General features: G+C 46.6%; 15 protein-coding genes. 8 read left to right on the plus strand and 7 right to left on the minus strand.

Translation table 11 applies throughout. From position 1 onward, the window contains the following. Nucleotides 1–63: 63 nt before the first annotated feature. The 6 genes from KE626_RS11340 to KE626_RS11365 form a co-directional block, all read right to left on the minus strand. Complete coding sequence (locus KE626_RS11340) at nt 64–831, minus strand: endonuclease/exonuclease/phosphatase family protein (RefSeq protein ID WP_211973008.1); 768 nt, start codon at nt 829–831, stop codon at nt 64–66. Nucleotides 832–838: 7 nt separating this feature from the next. Next, nucleotides 839–1,726 (minus strand): alkaline phosphatase family protein, encoded by an 888-nt coding sequence (locus KE626_RS11345; protein ID WP_211973009.1) that lies wholly within the window; start codon nt 1,724–1,726, stop codon nt 839–841. 115 nt (nt 1,727–1,841) lie between these two features. Then, the gene (locus KE626_RS11350) at nt 1,842–2,597 is read right to left on the minus strand and encodes a copper homeostasis protein CutC (protein ID WP_211973010.1); all 756 of its coding nucleotides are present in this window, start codon (nt 2,595–2,597) and stop codon (nt 1,842–1,844) included. Nucleotides 2,598–2,732: 135 nt separating this feature from the next. Next, nucleotides 2,733–3,788, minus strand: coding sequence for a glycosylasparaginase (locus tag KE626_RS11355; protein ID WP_211973011.1), 1,056 nt, complete (start codon nt 3,786–3,788; stop codon nt 2,733–2,735). Between the two features lie 111 nt (nt 3,789–3,899). Then, nucleotides 3,900–4,865: an ROK family protein gene (locus tag KE626_RS11360; protein WP_211973012.1), complete on the minus strand. Its 966-nt coding sequence runs from the start codon at nt 4,863–4,865 to the stop codon at nt 3,900–3,902. Then, complete coding sequence (locus KE626_RS11365; RefSeq protein ID WP_211973013.1) at nt 4,837–6,753, minus strand: MFS transporter; 1,917 nt, start codon at nt 6,751–6,753, stop codon at nt 4,837–4,839. The genes KE626_RS11360 and KE626_RS11365 overlap by 29 nt, the downstream gene beginning before the upstream one ends. Before the next feature lie 197 nt (nt 6,754–6,950). Between KE626_RS11365 and KE626_RS11370 the strand changes: the two genes are divergently transcribed. Further along, complete coding sequence (locus KE626_RS11370; RefSeq protein WP_211973014.1) at nt 6,951–8,273, plus strand: sugar MFS transporter; 1,323 nt, start codon at nt 6,951–6,953, stop codon at nt 8,271–8,273. A gap of 113 nt (nt 8,274–8,386) precedes the next feature. Next, nucleotides 8,387–9,547, plus strand: a complete 1,161-nt coding sequence (gene galK, locus KE626_RS11375; protein ID WP_211973015.1) for a galactokinase — start codon at nt 8,387–8,389, stop codon at nt 9,545–9,547. A gap of 305 nt (nt 9,548–9,852) precedes the next feature. Here galK and KE626_RS11380 read toward each other — a convergent pair whose 3' ends face one another. Beyond that, the gene (locus KE626_RS11380) at nt 9,853–11,247 is read right to left on the minus strand and encodes a Gfo/Idh/MocA family protein (protein WP_211973016.1); all 1,395 of its coding nucleotides are present in this window, start codon (nt 11,245–11,247) and stop codon (nt 9,853–9,855) included. Between the two features lie 271 nt (nt 11,248–11,518). Between KE626_RS11380 and KE626_RS11385 the strand changes: the two genes are divergently transcribed. From KE626_RS11385 to KE626_RS11410, 6 genes are all read left to right on the plus strand, one after another. Beyond that, nucleotides 11,519–13,660 (plus strand): alpha-L-fucosidase, encoded by a 2,142-nt coding sequence (locus KE626_RS11385; RefSeq protein ID WP_249207406.1) that lies wholly within the window; start codon nt 11,519–11,521, stop codon nt 13,658–13,660. Nucleotides 13,661–14,162: 502 nt separating this feature from the next. Next, a complete protein-coding gene (locus KE626_RS11390; RefSeq protein ID WP_249207407.1) occupies nt 14,163–14,948 on the plus strand; it encodes a GNAT family N-acetyltransferase in 786 nt (261 codons plus the stop codon). A 50-nt stretch (nt 14,949–14,998) separates the two neighbouring features. After that, nucleotides 14,999–16,201: an argininosuccinate synthase gene (locus KE626_RS11395; protein WP_249207408.1), complete on the plus strand. Its 1,203-nt coding sequence runs from the start codon at nt 14,999–15,001 to the stop codon at nt 16,199–16,201. A gap of 91 nt (nt 16,202–16,292) precedes the next feature. After that, nucleotides 16,293–16,652 carry a four helix bundle protein gene (locus KE626_RS11400; RefSeq protein ID WP_211973017.1) on the plus strand — a complete coding sequence of 120 codons (360 nt, stop codon included), beginning with the start codon at nt 16,293–16,295 and terminating at the stop codon, nt 16,650–16,652. A gap of 93 nt (nt 16,653–16,745) precedes the next feature. Then, nucleotides 16,746–17,726 (plus strand): N-acetyl-gamma-glutamyl-phosphate reductase, encoded by a 981-nt coding sequence (gene argC / locus KE626_RS11405; RefSeq protein ID WP_211973018.1) that lies wholly within the window; start codon nt 16,746–16,748, stop codon nt 17,724–17,726. Between the two features lie 32 nt (nt 17,727–17,758). Then, nucleotides 17,759–18,886 (plus strand): aspartate aminotransferase family protein, encoded by a 1,128-nt coding sequence (locus tag KE626_RS11410; protein WP_211973019.1) that lies wholly within the window; start codon nt 17,759–17,761, stop codon nt 18,884–18,886. Nucleotides 18,887–18,959: the final 73 nt, after the last annotated feature.

Genomic DNA, 18,959 nt, shown 5'->3' on the forward strand with positions numbered 1-18,959 from the left:
GGATTGTTTTTTTAGCTATTGGCTTTTAGCAGTTAGCTGTTAGTTATTGTAACGGCTAAGCGTTTATTTCATTTCCAGTTCGCATAATACGGGACGATGGTCCGATGCGACCGTTTCTTCAATGATACGGGCGCCGGTAACGGTCCATTTGTGTTTGGGCGCCACCATAATGTAGTCGATTTTTATTTTGGGAGAATCAGACGGGAAGGTAGGGCCCATCTGGCTCGTAGCATCGGTGAATACCTGTTTCAGGGCGGTGATTTCCCTGGTGGCCGGCAGCGCGTTGAAGTCGCCCGCCATGATCACCGGTGTGGCTGTTTCCCTGAAGTAATCAGCGAGTGCGTTGGCTTGTGCGATGCGGTCGGTGGCATGTTTGCCGGCATCGAGGTGTGTTGTCACAAAGCGGAGGGTGCTGTCTCCCGGAAGTTTTACCGTCACAATACCTGCTGCTCTTGGTTCATTTCCTTTGGTGGAAGGTAACGGAAAAGTGATACCATCATTGATCGGATACCGGGAAAGAATGCCGGTACCATAACCGCCGCCGTCGAAATCCATGGCTTTTACGAAGTAGGTATACATGCCGGTAATAGACGCCAGTTCTTTTAACTGATCTGACTGGCTGGTGCGGGAAGTGGCACTGTCTACCTCCTGCAACGCTACCAGGTCGGGGTTGGTGGCCAGTATTACATTGGCGATTCCCTGGAGGTCCATTACCTGTTTCATGTTTTCCCCGTGATGGATGTTATACGTCAGAATTTTTACTTTTTGTGTTTGTGCAAAAAGTGTCAGGCCTGTAAAACATACAACGGTAACTAGCAGCATTTTTTTCATAGTATCATTATTTAATGAATGCCTCTTTCACAGCCCTTCCGATCCAGACCTGCGGTGTTTTCAAACCGAAGATCCATGCCAGGGTAGCAGCGGTGTCATAGGTCATTACGCTGCTTTTGATTTCCCTGTTTTTTGCAATACCCGGGCCGCGGATGATCCATGGAATCTGCATTTCTTCCATGGTTTTGCCGCCGTGGCCTTTCTTAATACCGCCGTGGTCTGCGGTGAGCAGTATAATAGTATTATCCCACATGCCGGCATCTTTTACTGCCTGTAATATTTTTCCCAGCAACACATCATTCTTATGCACCTGGTCAAAGTATGGCTGGATATTATGACCGATATTATGCCCCGTTCCATCAGGTTCATCGAAATGGATGAACAGGAAGTCCGGTTTTTTTTCTTTGATATAGTTCACCGAAGCGGCGGTAGCGAGACTGTCATTATCATGGCAGGCCAGCTCTTTATTGACTGCAGCTTTTGGGAACAGGTAACCGATACCGTCCCAGCTATAGATCACGCCTATTTCGGCGGTTGGTTTTTGTTCACGGAGCAGGGTATAGATGGAAGGGAACATGCCATATTGGTCGAGTTCGCGGGAGGGCAGTTCCGGTTTCTTGCTATCCCACTCCGTGTATCCGTGTATTTCGGGGCCTGCACCCATCACCATGGAGGCCCAGTTAACCGCACTGGAAGAGGGCAATACGCTGCGGGCCTGTAAGGTCCATGCGCCGTCCTGCATCATTTGTTTCATGTTAGGGTTATCCACTTTCGGGAAACAGTATGCGCCGAAGCCATCCATGCCTATCAGGATAACGTGCTTTACCCCTTTGACCTGTGCCTGCGCGAAGATTCCGCCAAGCAACAAGCCTGTTGCAATGATCAATTTTTTCATTTCGATGTTCACTGAGCCAGCTATTAGCTGCTAGCTATTAGCCAGCGGATTTTAAATTATAATGGATATCGCATAGAGATAGCTAAGCGCTAAAAGCTAATGCTTAAATGTCAGGCTAAGATAGTAATGTTTTTTCGCCAATTTCACGGATTAATTCGACTTCTTTTTTCTGTGTGGCAGAGATACCATATTCAGGAACGCCTGGAATGCCGCCCATACTCACATTGGGATTGCGATAAACCATTTTACTTTCTTCGTAAGCTTTGGCGGAGGTATGGTATTCTGTTACACCGGTTGTTTTTATCAGCTGCGCAATATTGGCGGCGCGTACCCCTGATCCGGCCATAATTGCAATCCTGTCATTGGCCCTCTCCACCAGGTCTTTTAGCAGCGAGGCTCCTTCCAGGGCGGTGTTACGGGCGCCGGAGGTAAGGATACGTTCACAGCCGATGGCAATAATATCTTCCAGCGCTTCAAAAGGATTATCTGTCATATCAAAGGCACGGTGAAAAGTAACGCCCATTGGCCAGGCCAGTGAGGTGAGTATTTTACAGCGCTCTTTATCCACACGGCCGTCGGCGGTAAGGATGCCGATCACTACGCCGTTGCAGCCCAATTGTTTGCACAGCTCAATATCTTTTTTCATTACTTCAAACTCCAGGTCGGAGTATAGGAAGTCGCCGCCCCGCGGCCGTATAATAGGGTAGAGGTCTATTTTTACTTTTTCCCGGGCAAGCGCAATAGTAGCGTAACTTGGTGTGGTACCGCCTTCCAGCAGGTTGTCGCATAGCTCTATCCTGTTGGCGCCGCCTTGTTCGGCAGCTATACATGATGCTACGGATGCAGCACATATTTCGAGGGTGAAGGGCATGAGCAAATAGCTTTTAACTTTTAGTAATTAGCTTTTAGTGTTCGCGGTTCACTATTAGCTTTTAGTAAACGAAACTAATGGAGATATCACTATCTTCGCTGCATTTACTAAAAGCTAACGGCTAACAGCTAACCGCTAAAAGTGGTGTTTTCCATCTATTAACACGTTGCTGGTATCGCTGGTGCAAACGGCATAACTGAATCCTTTCTGCAGGCAGTATGCGCCATGCTCTCCTTTTTTGTTGAGGGCAAGGAAACCCACCTGGATTTCTTTTGCTTTGGAAGGGCTTCTCTTCACGATGCGGTCTACCGCTTCCTTGCAGGCTTTTTCCGGCGGATATCCCTGCCGCATCAGTTCCACTACCAGGTGGCTGCCTACTATTTTAATCACTTCTTCGCCAACACCGGTACTGGTGGCAGCACCGGCTTCGTTGTCCACATATAAACCGGCGCCGATGATGGGAGAATCTCCCAGGCGGCCGTGTAATTTAAACGCCATACCGCTGGTGGTGCAGGCGCCGGAGAGGTTTCCTTCGGCATCCATAGCTACCATGCCAATGGTATCGTGGTTATACACATTACCCGGCAGCATCAGCGGATTAAATGCAGTAGCGCCATTGGTGGGGGTGTATGATTTATTTTCAATGTTGATGACCGGTTTGTATTCCGATGTTTTCAGCCATTCTTTCCATGCTTTTTCTGATTCCGGTGTCAGCAGGTTTTCTTTCTGGAAACCGTTTGCCAGTGCAAACTGGAGTGCGCCGTCGCCCACCAGCATCACATGCGGGGTGCGTTCCATTACCAGGCGGGCTACGGATATAGCATGGGTTACATGTTCGAGTGCGCCTACAGAGCCGCAGTTGCCATGTTCATCCATGATGCAGGCATCGAGGGTAACACGGCCATCGCGGTCGGGATAGCCGGAATAACCTACGGTGTGGTTGTTGGGATCTGCTTCCGGTACTCTTACACCTGCTTCTACTGCATCCAGCGCGCGACCGCCTTTTTTCAGTATTTCCCAGGCTGCAGCATTGGCCGCACGGCCAAAGTCCCAGGTAGATACGACAATGGGTTTTCCTTTTACAGGACCACGTTTACCCTGGGAACGTGCAGCCGTTCCCGTTACTCCGTCCAAAGAGAAAACAGCGGCGCTAAGGGCCGCTGTTTTCAGGAATGATCTTCTATTACTCATATAAGAGGTTTTTTATTGGAGCAAAAAGCAGAAAGTAAAAAGCAGGAAGTATAACATTGTTTTTTGCTGTTATCTTCGCGATGCTTTAGGCTTTACGCTTTCAGCCTTATGCTAATCTTTCATCTCCCAGGCCAATGCGCTGGCGCCCAGTATGGCCGCATCACTTTCCTTGAGTTCCGAGAACAGCAATTTAACTTTATTCTGGAATATGGGAAGCAGGTTCTTTTCCATATGCTCCCGTACCGGTTTCATGATCAGGTCTCCGGCTTTTGTTAAACCGCCGAACAGCACAATGGCTTCCGGGCTGGAGAACATCACGAAATTGGCGAGGGCGGCACCGAGTATTTTACCGGTGAACTCATATACTTCCATAGCCAGCGGATCGCCTTCCATGGCGGCTTCGTAGATGAGTTTGGAATTGATTTCTTCTTTGGTATGTTCTCGCATCAGGCTGGCAGTATCCGGGCGGGTGGCCAGGAATTCTATTGCCGTGTTTGTAACACCGGTAGCCGAAGCGTAGGCTTCCAGCGAACCGTGTGCGCCGGTGCCGGGATGATAGCGTCCTTCCGGGATTACGATACAGTGGCCAAGCTCACCCGCAAAACCATCGTGACCATAGATCAGCTGGCCATTGGCAACAATACCGCTGCCCACACCTGTTCCCAGGGTGATCACAATAAAGTCCTTCATGCCCCGGGCTGCGCCGTAAATCAGTTCTCCCAGTGCGGCAGCATTGGCATCATTGGTCAGCACGGTAGGCAAACCAAATTTCTGCTCCAGCAGGCTGGCCAGGGGTACTACTCCTTTCCAGCGCAGGTTAGGTGCATATTCAATATTACCGGTGTAGAAGTTGCCGTTGGGGGCGCCTACGCCAATACCTTTTATATTTTCTATACCACCTGCCTGCTCAATAAGCGCTGCCAGGTGTCCGTGTAATTCTTCGAGAAAGCCAGTTACATCCTCATGCTGATTGGTCAACATACGACCATCACATAAAATATTACCTCTGCGATCTACAATTCCGAATTTGGTGTTTGTGCCTCCAATATCAATGCCCACCGCTAACTGCTGACTCATAATCAATTCCTTGAGATTTTAAAATGGTTTTAACTCTAAATGCGAAGAACGCGAGATAAGCAAAGCATAACGCCGGAATAACATAAGAGGCGTGAATGCCAATGCTTGGAATATCTGCCAAACCGCCCTGAACAGGAGGTATGAGGGATCCGCCGAGGATCATCATTATCAGGAATGCAGAACCCTGGCCGGTATATTTGCCCAGACCTGCAATAGACAATGCGAAAATGCTTGGCCACATTACAGAGCAGAATAATCCGCCACTGATGAATGCGAAGGTAGCCAGCTGGCCAGTGGTGAATAATCCGATCAGGATAGAGCCTACGCCCAGCAGACCGAAGACCATCAGGGTTTTGGCGGGTTTGTCCTGTCCGGCAAAGAAGCCTATGATCTGCACCACTATACAGATGGTATATGGATATAACACGGTGATATCGTTACCCTTGATGCTGTTGGCGCCGAGAATAACGCCATAAGCGATGAAAGGAACTACCACACACAGGATGTTACGAACGGATTTAGATACATTGAATACGCTGATGGCGCCTGTCCAGCGGCCAATCATCATACTGCCCCAGAACAGGGATACATAAGGATCCAGTTCTGATTCTGCCAGTCCTTTTGCGGTCAGGAAACCAGGATGTTTCAGCAATGCACCGAGGTTACTGGCTACGGATACTTCCACCCCTACATAGATGAAAATAGCCAGCATACCGAGAATCAGCTGCGGATATCTCATCGCTCCCCAACCTTCACTGTTGCCTGCAGATACTATTTTAGAGTAGAAGAGAATACCTACAATACCTACGATACCAGCAATAAACATCGGCAGTTCAAATTTCAGCACCAGCCCCATCAGGATGAGGATGAACATGAAAGTGATACCCAGCAGGGACCTGGTTGCTTTGGGAGAAGATTCGAACGCTTCTGTGTCCTGGCTTTCCGGCATTTTTACAAAAGCAAAAATAGCCGCGGCGATCAGGAACAGTGCTATGAGAAGGAAATATAAAGTATTGATCTTACTGATGTCAGTGCTTACGTCGCCTCCTTTGATATTACCGAACAGCAACATGCTCACGATAATGGGACCGATCGTAGTACCGAAGGAGTTGATACCGCCTGCCAGGTTTAAACGGTGAGCACCTTTGGCAGGGTCGCCCAGTAAAATGGCAAATGGGTTGGCAGCAGTTTGCTGCAGGGAAAATCCTAAGGCTACAATAAATAAAGCCATCAGGATCAGTGCAAAATAACCGAATGTAACCGTTTGTTTAAAGTCTGTGTCCAGCACTGTTACAACCTGTTCCAGGTTCGCTTTTGTAAAGGTGGCAGCATACTGATGATGCTCATCATCTTTTGTAAAGCCTCCGGAAACCGCGGCTACCAGTTGAGGATTGGTGGTATACTTCTCTGCAGCTTCATTGTTGTTGATTAAAAGCGCATAAGTGTCATGATCTTTCTCGCGGCGGATCTTTACCTGCCTGTCGGAGGTCTGCAACTGTTGTTCTACCTGGAAACTGCTGATATCAGCCATCGTTTCTTTAATAGGAACAATTTTCTCTTTATTCACGCATGGAATCATAATCACAGAACCCAGTACAGAAATCAGCAAACCGTAAATAATACCTTTCTTATACCCGATCTTGTTAAGTATATCTACTTTCCTCGCAGTAGATGCCAGGTACAGGATCAGTGAACCTATGAAATAGGCGCTGTAGAAGGAGAAGTCAATTAACTGAGACTCCAGCTGGGTAAGGTTAAAGTGAGATTTGCAAAAAGGGATAAAGATACTGTTGGACGCAGCCAGAAATCCCCAGAAAAAGAAAACCAGAATAAGCACAAAGAACGAAGGATGGGTACTTTGTGCGCTTTGTTTTGATTGCTGAGTCATAAACGTGTTAAGTTACAGTGAAATTTTGCCGGATAAATGTATAAATAATTTTTTAAATTTTTTTAAAAAGTAAAATTATTCTTGCAATTTAGTAAATAGATAAAACGTTTTAGCAAAAATATTTGCGAAATATACACGAAATATAGGAGAAGTTTAATTATGTTCGTGCTTATCAAAAAAAATAATTCTGACAGCTTATGTCCAACCAAACAGTAACAATGAATGTTCCCTCTAAGCAGGCGGGATACGCACAGTCAATGGCCATTATAGGCATGTTGTTCTTCGTATTCGGCTTTGTTACCTGGCTCAATGGTACCTTGATCCAGTTTTTCAGAATTGTGTGTGAGCTGAATGTGGCACAGGCACTGCTGGTAACCATGGCCTTTTTTATGGCCTATTTCTTCCTGTCTATTCCTTCTTCCTTTATCCTGAATAAAACGGGATTCAAAAATGGGATGGCCTTAGGACTCCTGATCATCGCTATTGGTTCACTGATCTTTATTCCTGCGGCCAACGCACGCAGCTTTGGCGTATTCCTGACAGGCTTGTTTGTACAGGGGGCCGGACTGGCATTGCTGCAAACAGCGTCCAATCCCTATGCGAGTATTATTGGTCCTAAAGAAAGTGCTGCCAAGCGTATCAGTATCCTGGGGATCTGTAACAAAAGCGCCGGAGCCCTTGCGCCGTTGATCCTGAGCTCTATTGTACTGAAAGGTGCGGAAAAGCTGGAGGCAGATATTGCAGCTGCAGTGGATGCTACCCAGAAGAATGCTTTGCTGGACAGCCTGGCCTCCCGCGTAATCGGTCCTTACCTGGTAATTGCCATTGTATTAACTATCCTGGCATTCCTGCTGAAACGTTCTTCTTTACCCGAAATAGATACTAACGCGGAAGATGCTTCTACTGCAGCCGCTACCCATGGTAAAACAAGCGTATTCCAGTTCCCGCAGTTGGTGCTGGGCGTAGTTTGTATTTTTATGTATGTTGGTGTGGAAGTGATGGCAGGGGATGTGATCGGACAATACGGTACTTCACTGGGCATGAGTGTGGATGACTCCAAATATTTTACCTCTTTTACCCTGGTAGCCATGCTGGTAGGATATGTAATAGGTATCGCTACTATTCCGAAATACCTCAGCGGAAAAAAAGGTCTGCAGATTTCAGCGGTGCTGGGGGTGTTATTTACCGTAGCCGCCTATTTTAACACCGGCGCTTCTGCGGTAACCTTTATCGCTTTACTGGGATTGGCAAATGCGCTGATGTGGCCGGCCATTTTCCCCATGGCAATTGACGGCCTGGGTCGCTTTACCAAGATCGGTTCCGCTTTGCTGGTGATGGGTATTGTAGGCGGTGGCGTACTGCCGCAGGTATATGCTGGTATGTTTAACGAACACAGCATGTTCAATTTCCTTTACAGCAGCAGCATCGATTTCAGACACGCATTCCTGTACTGTATGGTGCCCTGCTACCTGTATATCCTGTTTTATGCATTGGTGGGAGACAAGATCGGAAAGAAATAATTCCCGGTATATATCAAAAAAAAAGGTTGTCCTGAATTTTCAGGGCAACCTTTTTTTATTTCTCAATCATTTTTATATTTTTAGGTGTAAATTTTACGTTTAATCTTCTTTTAATGATACAAAAAACCAGGGAGCAGTTTATCCACTTATTTGAGAAAGAGCCACTGATGGTCGTTTCCCCAGGAAGAATCAATCTTATTGGTGAACATACAGATTATAATGATGGTTTTGTATTGCCTGCCGCTATCGATAAAAAGATCGTATATGCCGTAGCGCTGAACAATACACCGGTATGTAATGTACATGCCGTATTTACTAACGAAACCGTTTCCTTTTCGTTGAGCGAGGTGAAACCTACGCCAGGATGGATCAACTACCTGTTGGGCGTGATCAACCAGCTGCAGGAGCGTGGTTTGCCGGTAGCGGGTTTTGACTGCGTAATAGCAGGCGATATCCCGGTAGGGGCAGGTATGTCGTCTTCTGCTGCTGTGGAAGGCGGCCTGGTGGCAGCACTGGATCATCTTTTCAGTTATGGCCTGAACCGGATGGAGATGGCATTGATCGGTCAGAAGGCAGAACATACATTTCCGGGGGTTAAATGCGGTATCATGGACCAATTCGCCAATCTCCATGGCAAAAAGGACCAGGTAATGCTCCTGGATTGCCGCAGCCTGGAATTTGAATATTTCCCGTTCAGCTTCCCTGATTATAAAGTGGTGCTGTGTAACTCTATGGTACATCACTCACTGGCGTCTTCCGAGTACAATGTACGCCGGCAGCAATGCGAAGAAGGCGTGAAAGCCATACAGGCCAATCATCCGGCTGTAAAATCATTGCGCGACGCCAGTATGGATATGCTCAATGAAGTACGTTCACAGCTTCCCGCTAAAGTATATGACCGCTGTAACTATGTGATCGCAGAAATAAAGCGTGTGCAGGATGCCACCGTTCTCTTGAAAGAGGGTAACCTGCAGGAGTTCGGAGCGCTCATGTATGCCACACATGAAGGTTTGAGCAAGCTTTATGAAGTAAGTTGTCCGGAGCTCGACTTCCTGGTATCCCTGGCCCGTGACCGGGAAGAGGTAGCCGGCGCCCGTGTTATGGGCGGAGGTTTTGGCGGTTGCACCATCAACCTGGTAAAAGCAGATAAGGTGCAGGACTACGTAGCTTATATACAATCCCGCTACCAGGATCAATATGGTAAAACCCCCGAAGTGTATGTAACGACTATTGAAGACGGGGTTAGGGTGCAACCGGTAGCAGTTAGCCATTAGCTTTTAGCTGCTAGCTTTTAGTGAAATGCAGCGAACCAGCTTTTAGCTTTTAGCTGTTAGCTTTTAGTGAAATGCAGCGGAAATAAAAAAAGCAGCGGAGACATCAGCGGAAAGTATTTACTTCCTCCGCTTTTGTCTCCGCTGCATTTCGTTATAAGCTATTATCTCCGCTGCATTTCACTAAAAGCTAACAGCTAAAAGCTAAAAGCTGGTTCGCTGCATTTCACTAAAAGCTAACAGCTAAAAGCTAAAAGCTGGTTCGCTGCATTTCACTAAAAGCTAGCAGCTAAAGGCTAAAAGCTGGATCAGTACTGCTCGTCGAGCGCAAAGATCGGCGTTCTGTTCATCCAGCGACCACGGGTGAAGTCAGGAATGAATTGTACGCTGCCGCTTTCTGCTACTGACTGCTCGCTCAGCGGGGTGATGGCATACCAGGTAGCCATGTCATATACATCCAATGGATATGGGGCATTGCGTTTGACACATTCCAGGAAGGAGTTGAGTACAAACCAGTCCATGCCACCATGACCGGCTCCAGCTGCATCGTTTGCATATTTTTTCCACAGCGGGTGATCGTATTTACCGAAGTAGCTGCCGGCATCTTTAGGATCGCCGGTTGGCTCCCATTCATCAAACTTACTTTTCTTTTCTACGTAAATAGATTTCTGGTCATCCATCCACAGGCCGTTGGTACCCTGAACGCGGAAATTCAGTGAGTAAGGGCGTGGGGAGTTGGTATCGTGGGAAAGCATGATAGTTTCGCCGTTGTTGGTTCTGATCAGGGTAGAAACGATATCACCCAGTTTGAATTCCACTTTGGCATTTGGGTGACTTTCACCACCATTGTCAACGATATATTTGTGCAGACCGCGGGATTTGGTAGCCACTGAAGTCAGCGACAGCAAACGGTTACCGCGGTTGATGTTGATCATATTGTTGATCGGACCCAAACCATGGGAAGGGTACAGATCGGCGTTGCGGTGAACAGAGTGTGCAGTTCTCCATTTGGCTTCGGATAAACCTTTCTCGCCAAATTCCACGCCACCACCATAATATTGCTTGCCGTTGTTGAATTTAACGCCGCGCAGATCGTGCTGGTAGCCACCCTGCAGGTGGGTCAGCTCGCCGAATAAGCCCTGGCGAACCATGTTCAGCACGGCCATTACATCCCTGCGGTAGCACACGTTTTCCATACCAAATACCGGGATACCGGTTTGTTCGCTGGTGTTTACCAGCTCCCAGCACTCCTGGATATCGGACGCACCACATACTTCCACTGCCGGTGTTTTACCTGCTTTCATCGCAGCAACGGCCATGATAGTATGCCATTCCCAGGGTGTAGCAATTACTACCGCGTCAATATCGTCACGTTTCAGCAGGTTGTGGAAATCTTCCGGACCATTGGTGTACTCTGCTACCTTTTTCTTGCCGCCGTATGCTTTCTCAATCATGGCTTTCGCCTTAGGAACGGTAAACGCGGTATCAGGATCAGCGAAAGCAATTACTTCCGCATCTTCCCGGTGAAGGAAAAAGTTCAGGTGACCCAAACCGCGGGCACCTACGCCGATAACACCAATTCTAACTTTAGGTTTCTTCTCGTTAGCAAATAGTTTGGCAGAAGAGCCGAGCATAGAAATTCCTACGCCAGCCGCTACCGTGTTTTTCAGAAAACTTCTGCGATGCAGTGGTTGTTTGTTCATTGTTCAAAGTTTATTAGCGTATACATTTATACGGTAAGGAGGGACTAAATTTATAAAAATTGCTTTATCAAATCCAATCTAAAGTGGAATAATCTTACATTTTTGTGATAAACGGCGGAGAAGATCAGCCATTACGAATTAAAAATTACGAATTACGAGGCAATATTTGGTGAATATTTAATTAGCAATGGAGAATTTGGGATTGAATCTTTTTAACCAACTGCTCTATCTTCGCTCTGATCCGTAATTCGTAATTCTTAATTCGTAATTCTTGAAGAAAAACACGTTACTCCTCGCAGGGCTGCTAGGCTTTCATATGGCAATGGCCCAGGAGATCAAGCCTTATGGCGCCCTTCCTTCAAAAGCACAGGTGGCCTGGAATGATCTTGAATATTATATGTTTATCCATTTTGGTCCCAACACCTTTACCAATAAGGAGTGGGGGCATGGAGACGAGGACCCGAAAGTATTTAATCCTACACATGTGGATGCCCGTCAATGGGCCCGTACCGCCAAGCTGGCCGGGATGAAAGGAATTGTGCTCACCGCCAAACACCACGACGGATTTTGTTTGTGGCCCAGTAAATACAGTACCCATACCGTGCGGGAAAGCGCATGGAAAGATGGGAAAGGTGATATCCTGAAGGAATTATCCACTGCCTGTAAGGAGTATGGGTTGAAGTTCGGAGTATACCTTTCGCCGTGGGACCGCAATCATCCTGAATATGGTACGGCCACTTACAACCAGGTGTTTGCCAATACACTCACGGAAGTATTATCGAATTACGGACCTGTATTTGAGCAATGGTTTGATGGCGCCAATGGCGGTAATATCAAGCAGCCATACGACTGGAACCTGTTCCACAGCGTTGTATATAAACATCAGCCCAATGCGGTTATTTTCAGCGACGTAGGTCCTGGCTGCCGCTGGGTAGGAAATGAAAATGGGATTGCCGGTACAACCAACTGGAGTACGTTGAATGTAAAGGGTTTTTCTCCAGGCGCCGGCGGCCCTCCGGCCAAGTCACTCAATGAAGGTAATGAGGATGGCGAACAATGGATTCCTGCCGAGTGTGATGTATCTATCCGCCCGGGATGGTTCTACAGCCCGGATACCGATGATAAAGTGAAATCAGTTTCCAACCTGCTCGATATTTATTATGGTTCTGTAGGTCGCAATGGTAACCTGATCCTGAACGTGCCGGTAGACCGCGACGGCGTGATCCATCCAAACGACTCCACCCGCCTGATGGAGCTGCGGAAAGTGCTGGATGCTTCGTTCAAAAATAACCTGGCAAAAAAAGCGGTAGTAACGGCAACGAATACACGTACAAATAATACCGCGGTAAAAGTTGCTCATCTGAATGATGGTACCAATACTACCTATTGGGCCGCCTCTGATGCAGCAAACAATTCCGTGATCACGCTGACGTATAAAAAGCCGGTTACCTTTAACCGGGTGGTATTGCAGGAATACATTGCGCTGGGGCAGCGGGTGAAGAATTTCTCTGTAGAGATCCTGGAGAAAGGGCAGATGAAGGAGATCGCCAATGAAACTACGATAGGACACAAGCGTATATTGCGTTTACCGGATTATACCACTACGCAGGTACGTATCAACATACTGGATGCTAAGGCTGCGCCGGTGATCAGCGAAGTACAGCTGTACAAGGCGCCCGGAGTAATGGCTGCCCCCGAAATTCAGTGGGCAGTTAATGGCAGGGTATTCCTGGCATGTGCATCCGCCGACCCTGAAGTGCATTATACATTGGACGGTACCGAGCCTACCAGGCAATCGCCCAGGTATAACAAGGTGATCATAAAGGAAACCACTCAGCACGGCGACCATAGTAAAGGCGTTTATGCGCCGCCGGCAGATGCTACCGTGATAGAGCTGCCACTTGGCGGTGTGGTGAAAGCCAAAGCCTTCCTGAAAGATGGCAGCAGTAGCGAAACCGTTACAAGAAATCTTGGCGTTGCGCCGAGCGGCTGGAAAGTGGTAGCTGTTGACGGAGAAGCTGTTCCGGCGGATCACCCGGTGAACAAGTTGCTGGACGACGACAAGAGGACGGTGTACGTTACCGCCGACAAACCTGCCACCAAATACCCGCATGAGTTACAGGTGGATATGGGTAAAGCCCTGACACTCAAAGGATTTACCTATACGCCCCCGGCAGGCGAAAGCGCTACAGGCGTAGTATATGGCTATGAATTTTATACCAGTACAGATGGTCAGCATTGGGGAACTCCTGTAGCAAAAGGTCAGTTTGCCAATATCAAAAACAATCCTATTAAGCAATCTGTTCCGTTTAAACCTACGGAGGCGCGTTATTTCCGTTTTGTAGCGGTTGCGCCGGCAAATGAAAATGACACCCGGGCCGGTATTGCGGATCTGGGCGTAATTGCCCGATAGCCATACCATATAATGATAAAATCAGCGGAGATAAGTGTCCATCTGACGGCCTTCATCTCCGCTAACCTTTTTATAATCAATGTAAATATTTGTAATATATAATCCTTCTTCCGGACCTCACTGGCCCGATCCCGGGCAACGCAATGTCAGCCTTTGTTAAAATTGTTCGGCTGCGAAAAAAAATTCGACTATTTAAAAAGATATTGTTATAACTTTGCGGATATTCTAAACTAAAGACAATATTTATAACAATTTAACGCTGAACTGAAGTTGGAAAAAACCGCAACTCATACCAACATTTCTGCATATCATCCCGCTTTAAACAAAGGGGTATATTCTGTTGGGTTCAATGTCTTTAGATTCCTTTCCCGACGACCTAGAATTTGATAGCGCTTGTCTTACTATAACCGCTATCGCACCGTGATTCCCCAATCCTCCGGTGAGCTTTTCCATTAATGGAATATCAAGTTAATTTATTGATTCACGATTTCAATTTAAAAAGTTGGAAAATCAACATATCATCGTTAGGGTAGCCACTCCTGACGATATTCACTATTCAAATACCATCACCGATGAGATGGAATCGTCTGCAAAAGCAAGAGGAACGGGCATAGCGAAGCGTTCCCCTGACTATGTGGAGCTGAAAATGAGAGAAGGTAAGGCGGTTATTGCTGTTACCGATAAGGGCGACTGGGTGGGCTTCTGCTATATTGAAGCCTGGGGGCATGAAAAATTTGTGGCGAATTCAGGACTGATTGTTAACCCGGCGTTCAGAGGACATGGTGTAGCTAAATCGATAAAAAAGAGAATATTCGAATTATCAAGGGAGAAATACCCTGATGCCAAGATTTTTGGTTTAACCACCGGGCTGGCAGTAATGAAAATCAACTCCGAACTGGGATATGAGCCGGTGACCTATTCTGAGCTCACGGATGATGAAGAGTTCTGGAAAGGTTGCAGAAGCTGTGTCAATTTTGATATCCTCACGGCAAAAAACAGGAAGAACTGTTTATGCACCGCCATGCTGTACAACCCGCTGGAAAAGTTGAAGGAAGCGGAAGAGAAAGCGATGGCCGACAAAGCAGCGCCTGCTCAACCCGATCCTGTACCACAGCCGCAGTTTTCTGTGAGCGCCAGCGGTCACATGCACCATGCCAGGCGGCGCAGGAGATTTAAAGGAAATATAAAGTTGTACGAGCGGTGGTTGCGTTTTAAAAGATTTGTTTTGCTGAAGAGCAAAAAAGAAGGCGGCGCTACCGGATCTAAAAAGAAATTCTTCCTGTTCTAACTACAGGATCTGTCAATATTGTTACTGGAATTATAAAAAAAGATGTCATAATGAAAAAAGTAGTACTGGGATTTAGCGGAGGACTTGATACTTCCTATTGCGTTAAATATCTGACCGAAGAAAAAGGATATGAAGTGCATTCAGTGATTGTAAACACTGGTGGCTTTTCTGAAGAAGAGCTGCAGGAAATTGAAAAGCGCGCTTACAGCCTGGGCGTTAAAAGTCATAAAACTGTTAATGCGATACGTTCTTATTATGACGGTGTCATCAAATACCTCATCTTCGGTAATGTACTGAAAAATAATACCTATCCGCTGAGCGTGAGTGCAGAGCGTATGAGCCAGGCACTGGCCATCGCGGCTTATGTGAAGGAAGTAGGCGCTGACGCGGTAGCGCATGGCAGTACCGGCGCCGGTAATGACCAGGTGCGTTTCGACATGGTATTTCATATCATGATTCCGGGTGTGGAAATCATCACCCCTATCCGTGACCTGAAACTGAGCCGTGAAGAAGAAATTTCCTACCTGAAATCGAAAGGTGTGGAAGTGAATTTTGAAAAAGCCATGTACTCTATCAACAAGGGTATGTGGGGTACTTCCGTTGGTGGTAAAGAAACGCTTACTTCCAATGGCATGCTGCCTGAAGCTGCCTGGCCTACCCAGCTTACAAAGCAGGGAGAAGAGCAGGTGAAGTTAACTTTTGAAAAAGGAGAGCTGACAGGTGTGAATGACAAGAAATTTGGTCATCCGTCTGAAGCCATACAATATTTACAAACCATCGCCGGTCCGTTTGCCATTGGCCGCGATATCCACGTAGGTGATACCATTATCGGTATCAAAGGCCGTGTAGGTTTTGAGGCTGCTGCACCAATGGTGATCATCAAGGCGCATCATGCACTGGAAAAACATGTGTTAACAAAATGGCAGCTGAGCTGGAAAGACCAGCTGGCACAGTTCTACGGTAACTATATGCACGAAGGCCAGATCATGGATCCGGTGATGCGTGATATAGAAGCTTTTCTGCAAAACACACAGGAAAATGTTTCCGGTGAAGTATTTGTAACACTCATGCCTTATCGTTTCCAGGTAACCGGTATCAATTCCCCTTATGATCTGATGAGCAGCAAGTTTGGTAAGTACGGTGAAATGAACACCGGCTGGAGTGGTGAAGACGTAAGAGGTTTCAGCAAAATTTTCGGTAACCAGACCATGATCTGGCACCAGGTTAGGGAGAGCGTAAAGCAGAAGGCATAAAGCTGAAAGTTGTTGTGTAGGAGATTAATTTTTTTGTTTTTAGTATGGTCCAGTGTTTAAGGCATTTTTTATGTTTTGGATAATAAACCATATGAGAGATTACAAAAAATTAGAGGTCTGGAGAAAGGCACATTTGATGACAACATTTGTCTATAGAGAGGTGGTTGTTCAATTGCCCAAAGATGAGATGTTCGCGTTGATAAGTCAGATGAAGAGAGCTGCGTATAGTGTGCCATTGAATATTGTTGAGGGATGTGGCAGAACAACAGAGAAGGACTTTACGAGATTTCTTGATCATGCCCTCGGTTCTGTACATGAAGTAGAATACTGTGCGTTGCTTGCGTTTGACCTGAAGTTTTTGAATGAACAGATTTATGCTGATCTCAACAAAAAGGTAAACGAAGTAAAGGCAATGTTAATAGCCTTTATTAAAACATTAAGAATGTCATGAGCTGGAAAGCAAAGGGAAAACATAATCAATCGCTATCAAAGCTTTTTGCTTTATGCTTTACGCCCTCGGCTTTTCCGCACAACCCGATAATAAATGAAAGCACCAAGAATCAAGGCCGCCATCATAGGCGGGGCAGGTTATACAGGCGGTGAAATGATCCGGCTTTTATTAAATCACCCGGATGTTGCTATTTCGTTTGTACATAGCCGTAGTAACGCGGGTAACCCGTTATATGCTGTGCATGCAGATCTGCTGGGTGAAACAGAACAATTGTTTACCGGTGAATTGAGCAGCGACATTGATGTGATGTTCCTTTGCCTGGGTCATGGGGAATCCAAAAAATTCCTGGAAGCTACTGAAGTAGCAGCGCATGTGAAAGTGATTGACCTGAGCCAGGATTTTCGTTTAGGCGAAACCGTTAGCGAACGCACTTTTGTATACGGTCTGCCTGAAATGCAGCGGGATTTGATAAAAGCGGCACAGAACATTGCCAATCCAGGTTGTTTTGCCACCGGGATCCAGCTGGGTTTGCTGCCACTGGCCAAAGCCGGTTTACTGAAAGAAGTGCATACCACCGGTATCACCGGTTCTACCGGCGCAGGACAAAGTTTACAGTCAACTTCCCACTTTACCTGGAGAGCCAATAACATTTCTACCTATAAAGTGCTGAATCATCAGCACCTGAAAGAAATACGACGAAGCCTGCAGCTTTTGCAGCCGGGCTTCAATGGTGATGTGAATTTTGTTCCGGTAAGAGGCGACTACCCCAGGGGTATCTGGGTAACTTCTTACCTGCAAAGTGATTTATCACTGGAAGAGGCAGTAAAGCTGTATAAAGACTTTTACGCCGGTCATCCGTTTACGCATGTGAGCGATAAACAGATAGACCTGAAGCAGGTGGTGAATACCAACAAATGTTTGATTCAACTGGAAAAAACCGGCGATAAGCTGGTGATCCATTCTATTGAAGACAACCTGCTGAAAGGCGCTTCCGGTCAGGCGGTGCAGAACATGAACCTGATGTGCGGACTGGATGAAACGGCGGGACTGAAACTGAAGTCCATCGTATTCTAACTGTTTTTATCATTTTCAATCTTATTGCCAGCATGAAATTATTTGACGTATATCCCGTTAACGATATCATTATAGAAAAAGCCCTGGGCTCTCATGTATGGGACGACAAAGGCACACAATACCTGGATCTGTATGGCGGACATGCCGTGATCTCTATCGGTCATACGCATCCGCATTATGTAAAACGCCTTACCGACCAGCTGCATAAAGTAGGCTTTTATTCCAACTCTGTAAAAATGCCTTTACAGGAAGAACTGGCCGATTTGCTGGGTAAGATATCCGGTAAGGAAGATTACCAGCTGTTTTTATGTAACTCCGGTGCAGAAGCCAATGAAAATGCTTTAAAGCTGGCTTCTTTTTACAATGGTAAAAAGAAAGTGATTGCTTTCAGAAAAGCGTTTCACGGCAGAACATCCTTGGCAGTAGCAGCAACAGATAATCCAAAAATTGTTGCGCCGGTGAATGAAACAGATAACGTAGTGTTTTTACCATGGGAAGATGAAGCCGCATTGGAACAGGCTTTCCGGGACCACGAGGTATCTTCCGTGATCATTGAAGGGATACAGGGTGTTGGCGGTATCAACGTAGCCAGTGAATCTTTCCTGCGCAAGATCAGGACTTTGTGTGATGAACACAATGCCGTATTCATTGCCGATTCCGTACAGTGTGGTTATGGCCGCAGCGGTAAATTTTACTCGCACGATTATGCCGGTGTGAACGCAGATATCTACAGCATGGCTAAAGGCATGGGTAATGGTTTCCCGATAGGCGCCATTATCATTTCGCCAAAGATGAAACCTGCGTACGGTATGCTGGGTACCACTTTTGGCGGTAATCACCTGGCCTGTGCAGCAGCCCTGGCAGTACTGGAAACGATCCGGGAAGAAAAGCTGATAGAAAATGCAGCTGCTGTAGGTAATTATCTCATGGAACAACTGCGGACCTTTGATAAAGTAAAAGAAGTAAGAGGCCGTGGTTTGATGATCGGTATTGAACTGCCGGAAGAACTGGCATCTGTGAGAAAGGAATTGCTGCAAACGCATAAGATCTTTACAGGAGAAGCGAAACCCAATGTGATCAGGTTACTGCCTTCACTGGCGTTAACACAGGCGCACGCGGATCAGTTCCTCGAAGCTTTCGCAAAAGAATTAAGTAAATAAAAGACAAACAACCATGAATGGCAGATAGTGTGCCTTTATATCTTTCCACTATCTGTTTAAAGCCTATAAGCGA

Source organism: Chitinophaga hostae (genome assembly GCF_018224885.1).
Taxonomy (GTDB): Bacteria; Bacteroidota; Bacteroidia; order Chitinophagales; family Chitinophagaceae; genus Chitinophaga; species Chitinophaga hostae.

Bases quoted from the DNA above. Each gene is read 5' to 3' on its own strand.
- KE626_RS11340 (WP_211973008.1), bottom strand. From the start codon at position 831: ATGAAAAAAATGCTGCTAGTTACCGTTGTATGTTTTACAGGCCTGACA.
- KE626_RS11345 (WP_211973009.1), bottom strand. From the start codon at position 1,726: ATGAAAAAATTGATCATTGCAACAGGCTTGTTGCTTGGCGGAATCTTC.
- KE626_RS11350 (WP_211973010.1), bottom strand. From the start codon at position 2,597: ATGCCCTTCACCCTCGAAATATGTGCTGCATCCGTAGCATCATGTATA.
- KE626_RS11355 (WP_211973011.1), bottom strand. From the start codon at position 3,788: ATGAGTAATAGAAGATCATTCCTGAAAACAGCGGCCCTTAGCGCCGCT.
- KE626_RS11360 (WP_211973012.1), bottom strand. From the start codon at position 4,865: ATGAGTCAGCAGTTAGCGGTGGGCATTGATATTGGAGGCACAAACACC.
- KE626_RS11365 (WP_211973013.1), bottom strand. From the start codon at position 6,753: ATGACTCAGCAATCAAAACAAAGCGCACAAAGTACCCATCCTTCGTTC.
- KE626_RS11370 (WP_211973014.1), top strand. From the start codon at position 6,951: ATGTCCAACCAAACAGTAACAATGAATGTTCCCTCTAAGCAGGCGGGA.
- galK (WP_211973015.1), top strand. From the start codon at position 8,387: ATGATACAAAAAACCAGGGAGCAGTTTATCCACTTATTTGAGAAAGAG.
- KE626_RS11380 (WP_211973016.1), bottom strand. From the start codon at position 11,247: ATGAACAAACAACCACTGCATCGCAGAAGTTTTCTGAAAAACACGGTA.
- KE626_RS11395 (WP_249207408.1), top strand. From the start codon at position 14,999: ATGAAAAAAGTAGTACTGGGATTTAGCGGAGGACTTGATACTTCCTAT.
- KE626_RS11400 (WP_211973017.1), top strand. From the start codon at position 16,293: ATGAGAGATTACAAAAAATTAGAGGTCTGGAGAAAGGCACATTTGATG.
- argC (WP_211973018.1), top strand. From the start codon at position 16,746: ATGAAAGCACCAAGAATCAAGGCCGCCATCATAGGCGGGGCAGGTTAT.
- KE626_RS11410 (WP_211973019.1), top strand. From the start codon at position 17,759: ATGAAATTATTTGACGTATATCCCGTTAACGATATCATTATAGAAAAA.